The 15,868-nt window shown below is 68.0% G+C and carries 11 protein-coding genes; 2 read left to right on the top strand and 9 right to left on the bottom strand.

From position 1 onward, the window contains the following. The first annotated feature begins 52 nt into the window (after nt 1–52). The gene (map, locus tag R9X41_RS12145) at nt 53–877 is read left to right on the top strand and encodes a type I methionyl aminopeptidase (RefSeq protein ID WP_318630725.1); all 825 of its coding nucleotides are present in this window, start codon (nt 53–55) and stop codon (nt 875–877) included. Between the two features lie 144 nt (nt 878–1,021). After that, entirely contained in the window at nt 1,022–3,745 is a 2,724-nt protein-coding gene (locus R9X41_RS12150) for a [protein-PII] uridylyltransferase (protein ID WP_318630726.1), read from the top strand. Nucleotides 3,746–3,764: 19 nt separating this feature from the next. Here the strand turns inward: R9X41_RS12150 and R9X41_RS12155 are convergent, their stop codons facing one another. From R9X41_RS12155 to smc, 9 genes are all read right to left on the bottom strand, one after another. Next, a complete protein-coding gene (locus tag R9X41_RS12155) occupies nt 3,765–4,808 on the bottom strand; it encodes an amino acid ABC transporter permease (RefSeq protein WP_412556592.1) in 1,044 nt (347 codons plus the stop codon). Next, entirely contained in the window at nt 4,805–5,815 is a 1,011-nt protein-coding gene (locus R9X41_RS12160; protein WP_318630728.1) for an ABC transporter permease subunit, read from the bottom strand. Before R9X41_RS12160 ends, R9X41_RS12155 begins: the two co-directional genes overlap by 4 nt. After that, complete coding sequence (locus R9X41_RS12165) at nt 5,815–6,864, bottom strand: amino acid ABC transporter substrate-binding protein (RefSeq protein ID WP_318630729.1); 1,050 nt, start codon at nt 6,862–6,864, stop codon at nt 5,815–5,817. The genes R9X41_RS12160 and R9X41_RS12165 overlap by 1 nt, the downstream gene beginning before the upstream one ends. A gap of 26 nt (nt 6,865–6,890) precedes the next feature. Then, the gene (gene def / locus R9X41_RS12170; RefSeq protein WP_318630730.1) at nt 6,891–7,430 is read right to left on the bottom strand and encodes a peptide deformylase; all 540 of its coding nucleotides are present in this window, start codon (nt 7,428–7,430) and stop codon (nt 6,891–6,893) included. Between the two features lie 106 nt (nt 7,431–7,536). After that, nucleotides 7,537–8,691, bottom strand: coding sequence for a hypothetical protein (locus tag R9X41_RS12175; protein ID WP_318630731.1), 1,155 nt, complete (start codon nt 8,689–8,691; stop codon nt 7,537–7,539). A 99-nt stretch (nt 8,692–8,790) separates the two neighbouring features. Then, nucleotides 8,791–9,036: a hypothetical protein gene (locus tag R9X41_RS12180; protein ID WP_318630732.1), complete on the bottom strand. Its 246-nt coding sequence runs from the start codon at nt 9,034–9,036 to the stop codon at nt 8,791–8,793. 119 nt (nt 9,037–9,155) lie between these two features. Continuing rightward, nucleotides 9,156–11,213, bottom strand: coding sequence for an NAD-dependent DNA ligase LigA (ligA, locus tag R9X41_RS12185; protein ID WP_318630733.1), 2,058 nt, complete (start codon nt 11,211–11,213; stop codon nt 9,156–9,158). Further along, the gene (locus R9X41_RS12190; protein ID WP_318630734.1) at nt 11,210–12,274 is read right to left on the bottom strand and encodes a cell division protein FtsZ; all 1,065 of its coding nucleotides are present in this window, start codon (nt 12,272–12,274) and stop codon (nt 11,210–11,212) included. The genes ligA and R9X41_RS12190 overlap by 4 nt, the downstream gene beginning before the upstream one ends. A 30-nt stretch (nt 12,275–12,304) precedes the next feature. Further along, entirely contained in the window at nt 12,305–15,817 is a 3,513-nt protein-coding gene (gene smc, locus R9X41_RS12195; protein WP_318630735.1) for a chromosome segregation protein SMC, read from the bottom strand. Between the last annotated feature and the right edge of the window lie 51 nt (nt 15,818–15,868).

Below are 15,868 nucleotides of genomic sequence, written 5' to 3' on the forward strand. Positions count from 1 at the left end.
CCCATGGTCCGGCGGGCGACGGCGGGCCGACGCCCGATGGGATAATCCGCCGATGAGCATCAACATCAAGAGCCCCGAACAGATCGCCGCCATGCGCACGGCCTGCCGGCTCGCGTCCGAGGTCCTGGACTACCTCACGCCCCACATCCAGGTCGGCGTGACCACCAAGGAAATCGACCGCCTCGCCGCCGACTACATGCGCCAGCAGGGCACCGTATCCGCCACCATCGGCTACGCGCCGCCGGGCTATCCGCCCTACCCCGGCCACCTGTGCACCTCGCTCAACAGCGTGGTCTGCCACGGCATCCCGAACGACAAGCCCCTGAAGAAGGGCGACATCATGAATGTCGACGTCACCGTGATCACGCCCGACGGCTGGTACGGCGACAACAGCCGCATGTACCTGCTCGGCGAGTGCACCAACCAGGCCAGGCGTCTGGTGGAGACTACCTACGAAGCCATGTGGCACGGCATCGTCATGGTGAAGCCCGGCGCGCGCCTGGGCGACATCGGCCACGCCATTCAGAAATTTTCCGAGGGCAAGGGCTACACCGTGGTGCGCGAGTTCTGCGGCCACGGCATCGGCCAGAAATTCCACGAAGAGCCGCAGGTGCTGCACTACGGCCGACCCGGCACGCTCGACGAGCTGAAGCCCGGCATGACCTTCACCATCGAGCCCATGATCAATGCCGGTCGGCGCGAGATCAAGGAATCGGGCAACGACGGCTGGACCATCGTCACCCGCGACCGCAGCCTTTCGGCCCAATGGGAACACACCGTGCTGGTGACCGAAACCGGCTACGAGGTGCTCACTCTGTCGGCCGGCAGCCTGGCGCCGCCCGACTTCGTGACCGCCGCACAGCCCGCCATCGCATGACAGTAGCCTCCCCGGGCCACACGGCGAGGCACCATGCCCCCGCCGCCGCGATGGCTGAAACAGAATGAGACAATAGGCGGCTGACCGGGCGCCACGCTGGCATGCACGTCGCGCTGCCGCCCTTCATTCAAGGCTGTCACCCCCATGTCCAACGTGTCCGACGTTTCCGACGTTTCTTCCGGGGCCTCCGCGCCCGGCACGCTCGCAGCCCCCGAGCTCCCCGGGCTGACCGCCTTGCGGGACGCGTATCGCCGCGACAAGGCCGCGCTGCTGCAGCCCGCGTCGTCCGGCAGCGCCATCCGCCGCACCCAGCCGCTGTTGCGCCGGCTCGCGTTGCTGGCCGACGACCTGCTGGTGTCGCTCTGGCGCCATGCCGGCCTGCCGGAAGGTTTTGCCCTGCTGGCGGTCGGCGGCTTCGGTCGTGGCGAGCTGTTTCCGGCGTCCGACATCGACGTGCTGGTGCTTTGCCCCGACCACACCAACTGCCACGAGGAACAGTCGGTGCGCCAGCGCGTCGAAGCCTTCATCGGCAGCTGCTGGGACGCCGGACTGGAAATCGGATCGAGCGTGCGCACCACCGCCGAATGCGTGGCCGAGTCGCAGCGCGACATCACCGTGCAGACCGCGCTGCTCGAATCGCGCCGCATCACCGGCGACGCCCTGCTGTTTCATCGCTTTCGTCGCGCCTTCCGCGAAGCGCTCGATCCGCGGGTGTTCTTCACCGCCAAGATGCTGGAGCTGCGCCAGCGCCACCACAAGTACGAAGACACGCCCTACGCCCTGGAGCCCAACTGCAAGGAATCGCCGGGCGGGCTGCGCGATCTGCAGACCATTCTGTGGGTGGCGCGCGCCGCCGGTTACGGCGAGAACTGGGACGCCCTGGCGCACAACGGCCTGGCCACGCCGCTCGAGGTGACCCACATCAAGCGCAACGAGGCGCTGCTCAACCTGATCCGCATGCGGCTGCACCTCATCGCCCGCCGCCGCGAGGACCGGCTGGTGTTCGACTTGCAGACCGCCGTGGCCGAGTCCTTCGGCTACCGCTCCCAGGCGCCCGATGGCTCGCGCCTGGCGATGCGCTCCAGCGAGGCGCTGATGCGCCGCTACTACTGGGCCGCCAAGGCGGTCACCCAGCTCAGCCAGATCCTGCTGATGAACATCGCCGAGCGGCTCAACCCGAGCAGCCACGCGCTGATTCCGATCAACGCCCGCTTCTTCGAGAAAGGCGGCATGGTCGAAGTGGCGAGCGACGACCTCTTCCAGCGCGAGCCGCACGCCATCCTGGAGACCTTCCTGGTCTACGAAGGCCGCGACGGCCTGCGCGGACTGTCGGCCCGCACGCTGCGTGCGCTCTACAACGCGCGCAACGAAATGGACGCCTCGTTCCGACGCGACCCGGTCAACCGCAAGACCTTCCTGCGCATTCTGCAGCAGCCCAAGGGCCTGACGCATGCGATCCGCCTGATGAACGACACCTCGGTGCTCGGCCGCTACCTGCGGGTGTTCCGCAACATCGTGGGCCAGATGCAGCACGACCTGTTCCATGTGTACACGGTCGACCAGCACATCCTGATGGTGCTGCGCAACATGCGCCGGTTCTTCCTGCCCGAGCACGCGCACGAATACCCGTTCTGCTCGCAGCTGGCGGCCGGCTGGGACAAGCCCTGGGTGCTGTACGTGGCGGCGCTCTTCCACGATATCGCCAAGGGCCGCGGGGGCGACCATTCGGAGCTGGGCGCGCGCGACGTTGGCATCTTCTGCACCGAGCACGGCATTTCCGAGGAAGACACCCGGCTGATCCAGTTCCTCGTGGCCGAGCACCTGGCCATGAGCCACACCGCGCAGAAGTCCGACCTGAGCGACCCGGCGGTCATCAACGCCTTCGCGCAGCGCGTGGGCAACGAACGCTATCTCACCGCGCTGTACCTGCTCACCGTCGCCGACATTCGCGGTACCAGCCCCAAGGTGTGGAATGCCTGGAAGGGCAAGCTGCTCGAAGACCTCTACCGCTACACCTTGCGCACGCTCGGCGGCCGGGCACCCGACCCGGACGCCGAAGTGGAAACCCGCAAGCGCGAGGCGCAGGTCATGCTGGCCCTGCACGCCGAGCCCTTCGAGGGCCATCGCAAGCTCTGGGACACGCTCGACGTCAGCTATTTCATGCGCCACGACGCCGGCGACATCTCCTGGCATGCCCGACAGCTGTCGCGCCATGTCGACAAACAGAAGCCCGGCGTCGCCCGCGCGCGTGCCAACGGCGACGAAGCCGCACCCGCGCACACCGGCGCAGAGCCGCACATCGTGCGCGCCCGCCTGTCACCGCTCGGCGAGGGCCTGCAGGTGCTGGTCTACACGCCCGACACCCAGGACCTGTTCGCGCGCCTGTGCGGCTATTTCGACCAGGCCGGCTTCAGCATTCTGGACGCCAAGGTCCACACCGCCAGCAACGGCTACGCGCTCGACACCTTCCAGGTCGTCACCGCCGACATGCAGGACCACTACCGCGAGCTGGTGACGATGGTCGAGACCGACCTGGCGCAGACGCTCGAGGGCGCCGGACCGCTGCCGCCGGTGACCCGCGGCCGCGTGTCGCGCCGCGTGCGCAGCTTCCCGGTGACGCCGCGCGTCGACATCCGCCCGGACGACCGGGGCCAGCGCTGGCTGCTCACCGTGTCGGCCAGCGACCGCATCGGCCTGCTCTACTCCATCGCGCGGGTGTTGGCGCACCACAAGCTCAACCTGCAATTCGCCAAGGTCAGCACGCTGGGCGAGCGCGTGGAAGATACCTTCCTGCTCCAGGGTGCCGCGCTGCAGGGGCAGCGCTCGCAGATCGAGATCGAGAAAGAACTGCTCGCGGCACTTTCGTGAGCGGCGCGGCTCGGCCCGGTCAGCCGAGCCGCTGCTCCAGCCAGCGGCCGTAACGCGCCAGGCCGTAGCAGAGCAGCCAGTAGACGAAGCCGATGAACAGATAGCCTTCGAGGTAGAAGGCCCGCCACACCGGGTCGCCGCCCAGCGCCAGCCCCAGCGCGCCGGTCAGCTCGAACAGGCCGACCACCGTGACGAGCGAGGTGTCCTTGAGCGTGCCGATCACCACGTTGACGATGGCCGGCACCGTCAGCCGCAGGGCCTGCGGCAGCACGATGTTCATCTGCACTGACCAGCGCGAAAACCCCAGCGCCATCGCGGCATCGGCCTGCCCGCGCGGCACCGCCTGCAGCCCGCCCCGGATCACCTCGGCCAGATACGCCGCCACGAACACCACCAGCCCGATCAGCACCCGCAGCAGCACATCGGGACGCCAGCCATGCGGCCACAGCAGCGGCAGCAGGAAGGACGCGGTGAACAGCACCGAAATCAAGGGCACGCCACGCACCAGCTCCACATAGGTAGCCGCCAGCGTGCGCATGGCCGGCCAACGCGAGCGCCGGGCCAGCGCCAGCAGCAAGGCCAGCGGAAACGCCAGCGCGAGCCCGGCGACCGCCAGACCGATGGTCAGCGGCAGCCCGCCCCATTGCGCCGTCGGCACCACCGACCAGCCGAACACGCCGCCGCGCATCAAGGCGCCGCCGACGACGATGGCCGCCAGCCACACGCCGATCAGCCACGGCCGCCAGGCACGCGGCCAGGCGCTGAGCAGCGTCACGGCCGACAACAGCGTGGCCGCCACTGCCGGGCGCCATTGCGCCTCGTAGGGATAGCGGCCGAACACGATCGGCCGCCACTTCTCGGCGACCACGCCCCAGCAGGCGCCGGACGCCGCGCGACAGGCTTCGGCGTCGGCGCGGAACACGGCCTGGGCGATGCCCCATCGGAACAGCTGCCAGGCGATCCACACGCCAAGCACACCGACCACCGCTGTGGCCAGCGTGCGCCAAGGCCCGCCGAACAGCTCGACGCGCCAGCTTTGGCCAGTGACAGCGCCACGCCTCATTGCCAACCCCGCAGCGCCACACGCGCGTTGTAGCGGTTCATGACCAGCGAAATCAGCAGCGACAGCAGCAGGTAGACCGTCATCACCACGGCGATGCACTCAAAAGGCCGGCCGGTCGCATTGAGCGAGGTGTTGGCCACCGACACCAGCTCCGGATAACCCACCGCCACCGCCAGCGAGGAATTCTTGACCAGGCTCAGCAGCTGGCTGGTCAGCGCCGGCACGATCAGGCGCAGCGCCTGCGGCAACACTACCAGCCGCATCACCTGCGCCGGCGACAGGCCCAGCGCACGCGCCGCCGCCACCTGCCCGGTGCCGACCGAGGTAATGCCTGCTCGCACGATCTCGGCCACGAACGCGGCCGTGTACAGGCCCAGGGCCAGGGAGATCGCCAGGTATTCGGGGCTCAAAGCCGCGCCGCCGGTCACGCCGAACAGCGTGCGTTCCGGCCACTCGATCGTCCAGCCCGCATCGCCGTGCACCGGCCACGGCATGGCCAGGCCCGACTTACCGAGCGACACACCGGGCGCCAACTGCAGCGCGTTTTCGGCATCCGGCAGCAACTGCGTGAGCGCGAAATACAGCAGCAGCAACTGCACCAGCAGCGGCACGTTGCGCAACCCTTGCACATAGATCGAAGACAGCCCGCGCACCAACCGGTGCGGCGCCAGCCGACCGATGCCCAACAGAATACCCAGCACCACCGCGATCACGATCGCCGGCACCGCCGCCCGGATCGTGTTGACCAGCCCGGCCAAAAAAGCTTTCCAGAACGGCTGGGTCGAATCGAAGGGCAGCCAGCCTTCGGAGATGTCGAAGCCGGCGGCGTCGCGCAGGAAGTCGAAGCCCGAACGCACCCCGCGTTCACGCAGCGTGCCGAGCGCCCGGTCCACCACCCACCAGCAGGCGCCGACCACCACGCAGACGATCAGCGCCTGCAGCGCCAGGTCGCCCCAGCGACCGCGCCGAGCCACCTGCGGGCCTGCCGCGCCGGCCGGGTCGGCCATCAACGCACCGGCAGCGCGTACAGCAGCCCGCCCTGGTTCCAGAGGCGGTTGGCGCCGCGCGGCAGTTTGAGCTCGGACTTGGCGCCCACGTTGCGCTCGAACATCTCGCCGTAGTTGCCGACCGCCTTGATCGCCTTGTACGACCAGTCCTTGGGCAGGCCGAGCAGCTTGCCCATGTCGTCGCCAGTGCCCAGCAGGCGCATCTGGGCGGGATCCTTGCTGTCGGCCTTGAGCTTGTCGATATTGGCCTGGCCAATGCCGATCTCTTCGGCTTCGATCAGCGCGTTGGGCACCCATTTCACGATGGCGAACCACTCGTCGTCGCCGCGTCGCACCAGCGGCGCCAGCGGTTCCTTCGAGATGAGCTCGGGCAGCACCAGGTAGTCGTCGGGGTTGGGCGCCTCCTTGTTGCGCAGGGCGGCCAGCGCCGAAGCGTCGGTGGTGAAGGCCTGGCAACGGCCGGCGAAGAAGGCTTTGTACGACGCCTCGAAGCTTTCGAACACCAGCGTCTTCACCGCGATGTTCTGCGCCCGCGACCAGTCGGCCACGTTTTTCTCATTGGTGGTGCCCGACTGGGTGCAGACCGTGGCGCCTTTGAGTTGCTTCACGCTGGTCACCTTGAACTTCTTCGGCACCAGGAAGCCCTGGCCGTCGTAGTAGGTGATGGTGGTGAAGTTGAAACCCAGCGACGCATCGCGGGTGAGGTTCCAGGTGGTGTTGCGGGCCAGGATGTCGACCTCGCCGGCCTGCAGCGCGGCAAAACGCTGCTGGGAGTTGAGCGGAACGAACTCCACCTTGTCGCCGTCGCCAAGCACCGCCGCAGCCACCGCTCGGCAGGTGTCGGCGTCGAGCCCGCTCCAGTGGCCCTTTCCGTCGGGCGCGGAGAACCCGGCCAGTCCGGTAGTGACGCCGCATTTCACACTGCCACGCTGCTTGACCGCGTCGAGTGTCTTACCGGCCAAGGCCGGAGACGAGGAAAGCGCGGCGACCAGGGCCAGGCCGAAGGTGATGGCAGCCTTGCGGCCGTGGGAGGTCGATGGTGTCGTCATGGTGGCTGGATCGCTGGGGGAAGATGTCAGTCGTCTGCCGCCGGATCGAGCCCGGGAAACAGTACTTCGGTGAAGCCGAACCGGCTGAAGTCGCGCACCCGCATCGGGTAGAGCACGCCGATCAGGTGGTCGCATTCGTGTTGCACCACCCGCGCATGAAAGCCGTCGACCGTGCGGTCGATGGGCTGGCCCTGGGGGTCGAAGCCGGTGTAGCGCAGCCGCTGATAACGGGGCACCACGCCGCGCAGGCCGGGCACGGAAAGACAGCCTTCCCAGCCCTCCTCCATCTCGTCGCCGATCGGCGTGATGACGGGGTTGATGAGCACGGTGCGCGGCACCACCGGCGCGTCGGGGTAGCGGGCGATCGTCTCGCCGGTGCCGAAGATCACGAGCTGGAGATCGACACCGATCTGCGGCGCCGCGAGGCCAGCGCCCTGCACCGCGACCATGGTCTCGAACATGTCGGCGATGAGCGTGTGCAGTTCGGGCGTATCGAACGCCTCGATGGGTTGGGCGACCCGCAGCAGCCGGGGGTCGCCCATCTTGAGGATTTCTCTGATGGCCATCGGGCGATTATGGCGTGGCGTGCGCGGCTTACCCGCCCGACAGGGCATGTGTCAGGCGGGCAAAGGGGACCGCCGTGCGCGGACGGCGCGGCGGCGTGGCCAGGCTTCAGTGGAGCGGATCGCTCAGATCTTGCGGGAGCTGCCGCGTCGTCAGATCCGGACCGTGTTGCTCGTGCGGCTGCAGCGGGCCACCTGCGGCGAAGGTTGGCGTATGTGGCTGGAACGGCGGTTGCTGTCCCTGGTGCGGTCGCTGATGCGTCTGGCACTGCACCTGCTGCCGCTGCAGCAAGGCACTTACTTGCCGCTCAAGCTCCGCTTCGTCGAAGGCGTCGTCATTCGGCAGCTCACTGGCCGCAAATGACCCGTAGCTTTGCCCGCCATGTGGATCCATCCGCCCAGCCGGATGGAAAATTGGAAAATTTTGGGCTGAATAGGGGGCAGCCTCCCAGCCGAACGGTGCAGATCCAGGCCGCGGGTGGCGGGCTTCCCGCGCTTCTTCCCGGCGAATCTCACGCATCACGTCGTCTGCAACCACGTTCATGTACTGCTGAATGCTCCACTGGAACAGGCGGCCCAGTAAAGGCAGGTGATGCAGGATGGCGCGGGCAGGATGCCGCACCTGCAAAGCGAGCCCCAACAAACGCTCGAAGGACATCGAGCGCCGTCCCTGGGATCGCATCTGGCCATGCAGGCCGCGAAGCGCGTCGCGGTATCCGGCTCGAGAGCGCCCTGCACTGTGCCAATCGGATCCGGCGCCGGCCCCTGGCGTGCCGGCCAGAAACGGTTGCATGCGGGCCAGATCGGAAGGGGTCAGGCGCGATGGAAACCCACCATACCCCCGCGCACCGGCGGCTGGCGCGCAGCTTTGCCGATAAGCCGCCCGCACCTCTTCGGGATGGGTAAGAAAGATTTGTGCTGCCCGGCTCACCGCTGGCGCGAGACAGTGGTCAGCGTTGTTGGCCATGAGCAGCAGGTCGGACGGCGTGATGTTTCCGCTGGCCCGGCTCGCCGCGATGGGGCCCAGGACGTCTGCGGCCGCCCGGGCACTGGACGGAAGCGACCCGCCTGACGCATCGAATGCGCCGGCAAAGTTGTGCGGTGTTACAGGCCATTGCCCCGCAACGGGCAACTGCGCAAGCTGATGCAACACGTGCGCATTGCCATCGAGGTTCCCCACCGGAGGCTGGAGGGTGTTTGGGAATTGCCCCTGGAACTGGGGCGGCAGGCCGGTTGGGCGTACGGAGTTCGGCGGTCGGATCATGTCTGGTCCTGGTGGTGAAGTCGGGATCCACCTTAGGGACGGCATCGACGCATGGCCTCACCCAGAACGAATCGAAATCAGAAAATCCGAACAGGCCGCTCAACGCCAGTAGCGCCCGCCGCCATAGCGGCCTCCACCGTAGCGACCGCCACCGCCGCCCCAGCTACCGAAGAAGCCGACCGAGGGCGATACGACCACCGGCGCTGCCTCGTAATAACCACCGCCATAACCGCCGCCGTAGCCATAGCCATAACCGGGATAGGCCGGCGCGACCACGCAGCCGGAAAGCAGGAGCGCGGATGCGCCGACGGTGACGGCAGCCGCAATTCGAAAGATGGAACGCATGGGGTCGACTCCAGGAGTGAATGAACATTCAACGCCTGTGAGACAGCCCACGAAGACAGCCATTCGCCCGAAGGCGTCAATCTTAGGTAAAGCGAGGCAACAAGCCGCCGCTACGCGCCTCAGCCGGCAGCGGTCGTCAGTAGCGTCCGAAGCCCGTCCTCGTCGAGCACCGTCACGCCCAGGGCTTGCGCCTTGTCGAGCTTGCTGCCCGCCTCGGCGCCGGCGACGACGTAGTCGGTCTTTTTGCTCACCGACCCGGCCACCTTGGCGCCGGCGGCTTCGAGCAGATCGCGCGCCTCGTCGCGGCTTAAGCTTGGTAGCGTGCCGGTCAGCACCACCGTCTTGCCGGCCAGCGGCAGTTGGGTGCGCGTCGCGGGCGGGCCCTCGGGCCACGTTACGCCGGCCGCACGCAGCTGTTCCACCACCTCGCGGTTGTGCGGCTGCGCAAAGAAGGTATGAACCGATTCCGCCACGATGGGCCCCACGTCGGGCACCTCCAGCAATTGCTCGACGGATGCATCCATGATGTTGTCGAGCAGGCCGAAGTGGCGCGCCAGGTCCTTGGCGGTGGTTTCGCCCACATTGCGGACGCCCAGTCCGAACAGAAAGCGCGGCAATGTCGTCTGCTTGGATTTCTCCAGCGCCGCCACGATGTTGGCCGCCGACTTCTCCGCCATGCGGTCCAGCGCCGACAGCTTGGCCACGCCGAGCTTGTAGAGCTCGGGCAGCGTGCGAATGATGCCGGCGTCGACCAGTTGTTCCACCAGCTTGTCGCCCAGGCCCTCGATGTCCATCGCGCGGCGTGCCGCGAAATGCAGCAACGCTTCCTTGCGCTGCGCCGGGCAGAACAGCCCGCCGGTGCAGCGGTGATTGGCCTCGCCCTTGGGCCGCACCACCTCGCTGCCGCAGACCGGGCACTGGCGCGGCATGTGGAAGTTGGCCACGTAGGCCGGACGGTTGCCGGCGACCTTGCCCACCACCTCCGGAATCACGTCGCCGGCCCGGCGCACGATCACCGAATCGCCCTTGCGTACCTGCTTCTTGCGAATCTCGAAGATGTTGTGCAGCGTGGCGTTGGTCACCGTGACGCCGCCGACGAACACCGGCGCCAGCCGCGCCACGGGCGTGAGCTTTCCGGTGCGGCCGACCTGCACGTCGATGCCGGTCATGGTGGTGATCTGTTCCTGCGCCGGGTACTTGTGCGCGACCGCCCAGCGCGGCTCGCGGGACTTGAAGCCGAGCTGCTGCTGCAACGCGCGGTCGTTCACCTTGTAGACCACGCCGTCGATGTCGAAAGGTAGGCTGTCGCGACGCGCCGCGATGCCGACATGGAATGCCGACAGCCCCTCGGCACCGGCCGCCACGGTGCTGTCCTCGTTCACCGGAATGCCCATCGCCCGCAACGCCTGCAAGCTCTGCGCATGCGTCGCGGGCATTTCCCAACCCTGGACATCGCCGAAACCGTAGGCGAAGAAGGACAGCGGACGCTGCCGCGCGATGTTGGCGTCCAACTGGCGCACCACGCCGGCAGCGGCGTTGCGCGGATTGACGAAAGTCTTGCCGCCGGCCTCGCGCTGGCGTTCGTTGAGGGCATCGAAATCGTCGCGCCGCATGAAGACTTCGCCGCGCACTTCCAGCACCGGCGCATTGCAGCGGCGCAGGCGCTTCGGGATGGCGGCCACGGTGCGGATCGTGTGGGTCACGTCCTCGCCCGTTTCGCCATCGCCGCGGGTCGCAGCCTGCACCAGGGCGCCCTGTTCGTATCGCAGGTTGATGGCCAAGCCGTCGAACTTGAGTTCGGCGGTGTACTCGACCGGCGCCTCATCGGCCGCCCATCCGAGCAGCTTGCGCACGGACGCATCGAACTTCTGCGCGCCGGCCGGTGTGGTGTCGGTCTCGGTGTGGATGGACAGCATGGGCACCGTGTGCCGCACCGGCACCAGGCCGTCGAGCACCGCGCCCACCACACGCTGGGTAGGTGAACCCGGCGAGATCAGGTCGGGATGTTCCGTCTCCAGGGCCTGGAGGCGCTGGAAAACCTTGTCGTACTCGGCGTCGGGAACCGTGGGCGCGTCGAGCACGTAGTACTCATGCGCCCAGGTGTCGAGCATGGCGCGCAGCGCTGCCGCTTCTTCAGCGGGCCGCGGCGTCTCTTTCGTCTGCTGGCCCACGCTCATGCGAACAGGCGCCGCGCCTGCACCGAGCCGGCTGAAAGATCACGCCCGTCGAGCGTGTCGTACAGCTTTTCCAGGTCCATGCCGATGTTGTCGAGCGACTCCTCGCGCAGCGGTTGGCCGTTCTGGTCGGTGACCACGCCATCCATCGCGGCGGCGAGTGCCGACGAAATTTCGCGCAGGCGCTGGAAAGGCTGCTCGGTGCGGAGCACCTGCGCCACGTCCAGGCTCAGCGCCACGTCGCGGATGGCCGACTGCGCCGGGTCCTCGGCCAGTGCGGCCTGCGTATCGAAGGACAGCGACAAAATCGCCGGCATGCCGACCGTGGCCGCCGGCAGCGCCATGCGGCCGGGAATGGTGCCGGCGACAAAGCCCATGCGCGACGCGTTCTGCTGGAGGTAACCCGGGCTCCAGGCGGCGCCGCGCGCCCGCAGCACGAAGGCGAGCTGGGCGTCGTGATCGCTGGCGAACTGGTCGAGTTCACGGGCACGGGCCACCTCGTCGCGCATGTCCGGAAAGTCGGCCGCCGCGTTGACCGCATCGGCGAAGGCCTGGGCCTTCACCACGAATTCGGAGTATTCGATGTCGTTGAGCGCGCCGGTGCGGTTGGCCAGTTGCACGCCGGCCTGGAAAGCCCGGTAGCGTTGGCCCGCGGCCGGGGTTTCCCAATGGCCGGTGGCGTCGTTGCGGCCTTCGATAGCGAAGGGCTTGCTGCCGGCGCGGCGCGTGGGCGGCAAGGCGGCCAGCGCGGCGTCGCCCGACACCAGGTTTTCGAGCGTCATCGGCACGATGCTGTCGATCAGCGCGTCCAGGCCCGGGCGGCGTTCCAGCGAGGGCAATGGCATGGCGTCCAGCCGAGGTTCGGTGTCGTCGCTCACCAGTGAATCGCCGTCGAAGCCGGGCTCCTGGCGCTCGCCGGGCTCGGCCTCGGGCGCGGCACCGTCCACGGCTGCAGGATCGGCCTGCTTGGGCGCGTTGCGCCGCGTCGTCCACGCGCTGTGGATGATGATCGCCAGCAAAACCAGGCCGCCGGCGACCGCCAGGCTCATCTGCAAAGTGCTCATGCTCGGATGGATCGTTTCGTTATGGTTGCGTCAGGTGGTCGCCATCGACAGCGCGGACTCCATGTCCACCGCCACGATGCGCGACACGCCCTGCTCCTGCATGGTGACGCCGATCAGTTGCTCGGCCATCTCCATGGCGATCTTGTTATGGCTGATGAAGAGAAATTGTGTCTCTTTGCTCATGCTCGCGACGAGTTTTGCGTAACGCTCGGTATTGGCGTCATCCAGCGGAGCGTCCACTTCGTCGAGCAGGCAGAACGGCGCTGGGTTGAGCTGGAAGATCGCGAACACCAGCGCGATGGCTGTCAGCGCCTTTTCGCCGCCGGAGAGCAAGTGAATCGTCTGGTTCTTCTTGCCGGGCGGCTGCGCCATCACCTGCACGCCGGCGTCGAGCACCTCTTCGCCGGTCATGGTGAGCTTGGCATTGCCGCCGCCGAAGAGCTCGGGGAACATGCGGCCGAAATGGCCGTTGACCGTGTTGAAAGTACCCACCAGCAGCTCGCGGGTCTCACCGTCGATCTTCTTGATGGCGTCTTCCAGCGTGGTCATGGCTTCGACCAGGTCGGCCGTCTGCGCGTCGAGAAAAGTCTTGCGCTCGCGCGCCACGCCCAGTTCTTCGAGCGCTGCCAGGTTGACCGCGCCGAGCGCCGTGATCTCACGATTGCCCCGGTCGATCTCGCCCTGCAGCCCGTGGATTCGCACATGGCCCGCCGCGACCGAGGCGGCCACCGCCTCCAGGTCGGCCTGGGCATCGGCCAGGAACTGGCTGTACTGCTCCAGGCCCAGCCGCGCCGCCTGTTCCTTGAGCTGAAACTCGGTGATCCGCTGGCGCAGCGGATCGAGCGCGCGCTCGAGCTGCAGCCGGCGTTCGTCGCTGGCGCGCAGCTTGGTGGTCAGGTCGTCGTATTCGCTGCGCTGGGCGGCGAGCGCGGCTTCGCGTTCGGTCTTCAGGTCCAGCGCCTGCTGCAGTCCGCCCTGCGCGGCGGCGTCGGACAGCCGGGCGAGCTCCTCGCGTGCGCGCTGGTCTTCTTCGGCCAGCGAGCGCGACTGCTGCGTGGCGGTATCGATGGCGCGGCCGAGCTCGGCCCGGCGCGATTCCAGGCTGCGCCGCGCGAAGGTGGCTTCCTGGGCGCGCCGTTCCAATCCGCGCTGCTGTTCGCGCGCCTCGGAGAGCTTGCGTTCGGACTCGATCACCCGCTCATCGAGCTGCGCGTGGCGCTCCTGGGTGTCGGCCAGCTGCATGTCGAGCTCTTCGAAGCGCGCCTCGGCGGTCACCCGGCGTTCCTGCAGTTCGTCGAGCTGGCCGTCGACTTCGGCCAGGTCGCCGTCGATCTGCTCGCTGCGGGCGCGTGTCTGCTCGGCGAGCTGCGAAAGGCGCAGTGTCTCCACCTGCAATTCGTGCGTGCGGGCACGGCCTTCGGTGGCCTCGCGGCGGGCCGTCACCAGGCTTTGCGTGGCCTCGGAATAGGCGGCCTCGGCACGGATGGAGGCGGCGCGGGCCTCTTCGGCGATCAGCGTTTGCGCGCGCAGTTGCTTGTCGAGGTTCTCGATTTCCTGGGCGCGCGCCAGCAGGCCGGCCTGTTCGGAATCCGGCGCGTAGAAGCTCACCCCGTGCGCGGTAACGGCGTGGCCGTCCTGCACGTAAATGGCCTCACCCGGCTGCAGCTGGCCGCGTTCGGCAAGCGCCGCCTCGAAGCTTTCGGCGCTGTAGCAGCCGTGCAGCCAGTCGCCGAGCAAGGCGCGCTGCCCGGCGTCGGACAGCCGCAGCTGCTCCGACAGGCGGGGCAAGGCCGACGCCGGCTCGGGCAGCCCCGCCAGCGGCGGGCTGTAGAAGGCCAGTCGGGCCGGCGGCGCGTCGGCGGCAAAGGCGCGCACCGTTTCCAGTCGCGACACTTCCAGCGCGCCGAGGCGCTCGCGCAGCACGGCTTCCAGTGCGTTTTCCCAGCCGGGCGCCACCTGGATGCGGGTCCAGAGCGCGGCCAGGCCGTCGAGCCCGTGCCTGGCGAGCCAGGGTTGCAGCTTGCCGTCGGTGCGCACTTTTTCCTGCAGGGCCCGCAAGGCCTCTACCCGCGCCGACAGGTCCGATTGCCGTGCCGATTCGGCATTGAGCGACTGCTGCCGGCCGCGACGATCGTCGTCCAGGCGCGGAACGTTGTCCTGCAGGTCGTGCAAACGCGCCTCGGCGATGGCGGCGGCCTCGTCGGCAGCCGACAGCTGCTCCTGCAGGTTGCGCAGCCGTTGCTCGTCGGGCGCGGCCAGCGCGTTGCGGTCGGCGGCCAGGCGCTCACGGCGGGTGGCGAGCTGGCGCGACTGTTCTTCGATGCTGCGCTGCTCGGCCGCCAGCACCTGAATCTGCTGCTGCACCTGCGCCACCACGCCCCGCTGTTCCGACGCCCGCTGCTGCGACTGGCGCAGGGACTCTTCCAGGTCGGGCAGGCGCATCGCCTGTTCCTCCACCTGCGCGGCCAGCAGCTCGGCCTGCTCCTCGGCGGTCTCGCCCTCGGCGGCCAGGTTTTCCAGCTCGGCGCTCGCGTCCTCGCGCCGGGTGTTCCATTGCGCGAGCTGCTCGACCAGGGTGGCGAGACGGGCCTGAACCCGTTGCCGGCCCTCGACCACGAAACGGATCTCGGCCTCGAGCTTGCCGACCTCGGCGCTGGCCTCGTAGAGCGCGCCCTGGGCCCGGTTGACATGGTCGCCGGCCGCGTAGTGCGCCTGGCGGATGGTTTCCAGCTCGGCTTCCACATGCCGCAGGTCGGCAACGCGCGCTTCCAGGTCGTTCACGGCCTGCGCCGCGTCGGCATGGATGCGCGCCTGTTCGGTCTCGCTTTCGGCGCGCTTCAGAAACCACAGCTGGTGCTGGCGCAGGGTGACGTCGGCGTTGAGCGTGTTGTAGCGCTGGGCCACCTCGGCTTGCTTCTCCAGCTTTTCGAGGTTGCTGTTGAGCTCGCGCAGGATGTCTTCGACCCGGGTCAGGTTCTCGCGGGTGTCGTGCAGCCGGTTCTCGGTCTCGCGACGGCGTTCCTTGTATTTGGAGACGCCCGCGGCCTCTTCCAGAAACAGCCGAAGCTCCTCGGGGCGCGATTCGATGATGCGGCTGATGGTGCCCTGGCCGATGATGGCGTAGGCACGCGGACCGAGGCCGGTGCCCAGGAACACGTCCTGCACGTCGCGCCGGCGCACCGGCTGGTTGTTGATGAAATAGCTGCTGGTGCCGTCGCGGGTGAGCACCCGCTTGACGGCGATCTCCGGAAACCGTGCCCACGAACCGCCCGCGCGATGGTCGGCGTTCTCGAAAACCAGCTCCACGCTGGAGCGGCTCGCCTGCTTGCGGGTGGTGGTGCCGCTGAAGATCACGTCCTGCATCGACTCACCGCGCAGTTCGCTGGCCTTGGACTCACCCAGCACCCAGCGCACCGCGTCCATGATGTTGGACTTGCCGCAGCCGTTGGGCCCGACCACGCCCACCAGCTGCCCGGGCAGCTGGAAGTTGGTCGGTTCGGCGAAGGACTTGAAGCCCGAGAGCTTGATGGAGTTGAGACGCACTGGCTGACTGGAAAAAGCCCGCCATCGAGCGGCCCGCGGCGGTGCGCACGA

Origin of the sequence: Xylophilus sp. GOD-11R, from assembly GCF_033546935.1 — a bacterium.
Lineage (GTDB): Bacteria > Pseudomonadota > Gammaproteobacteria > Burkholderiales > Burkholderiaceae_C > Xylophilus.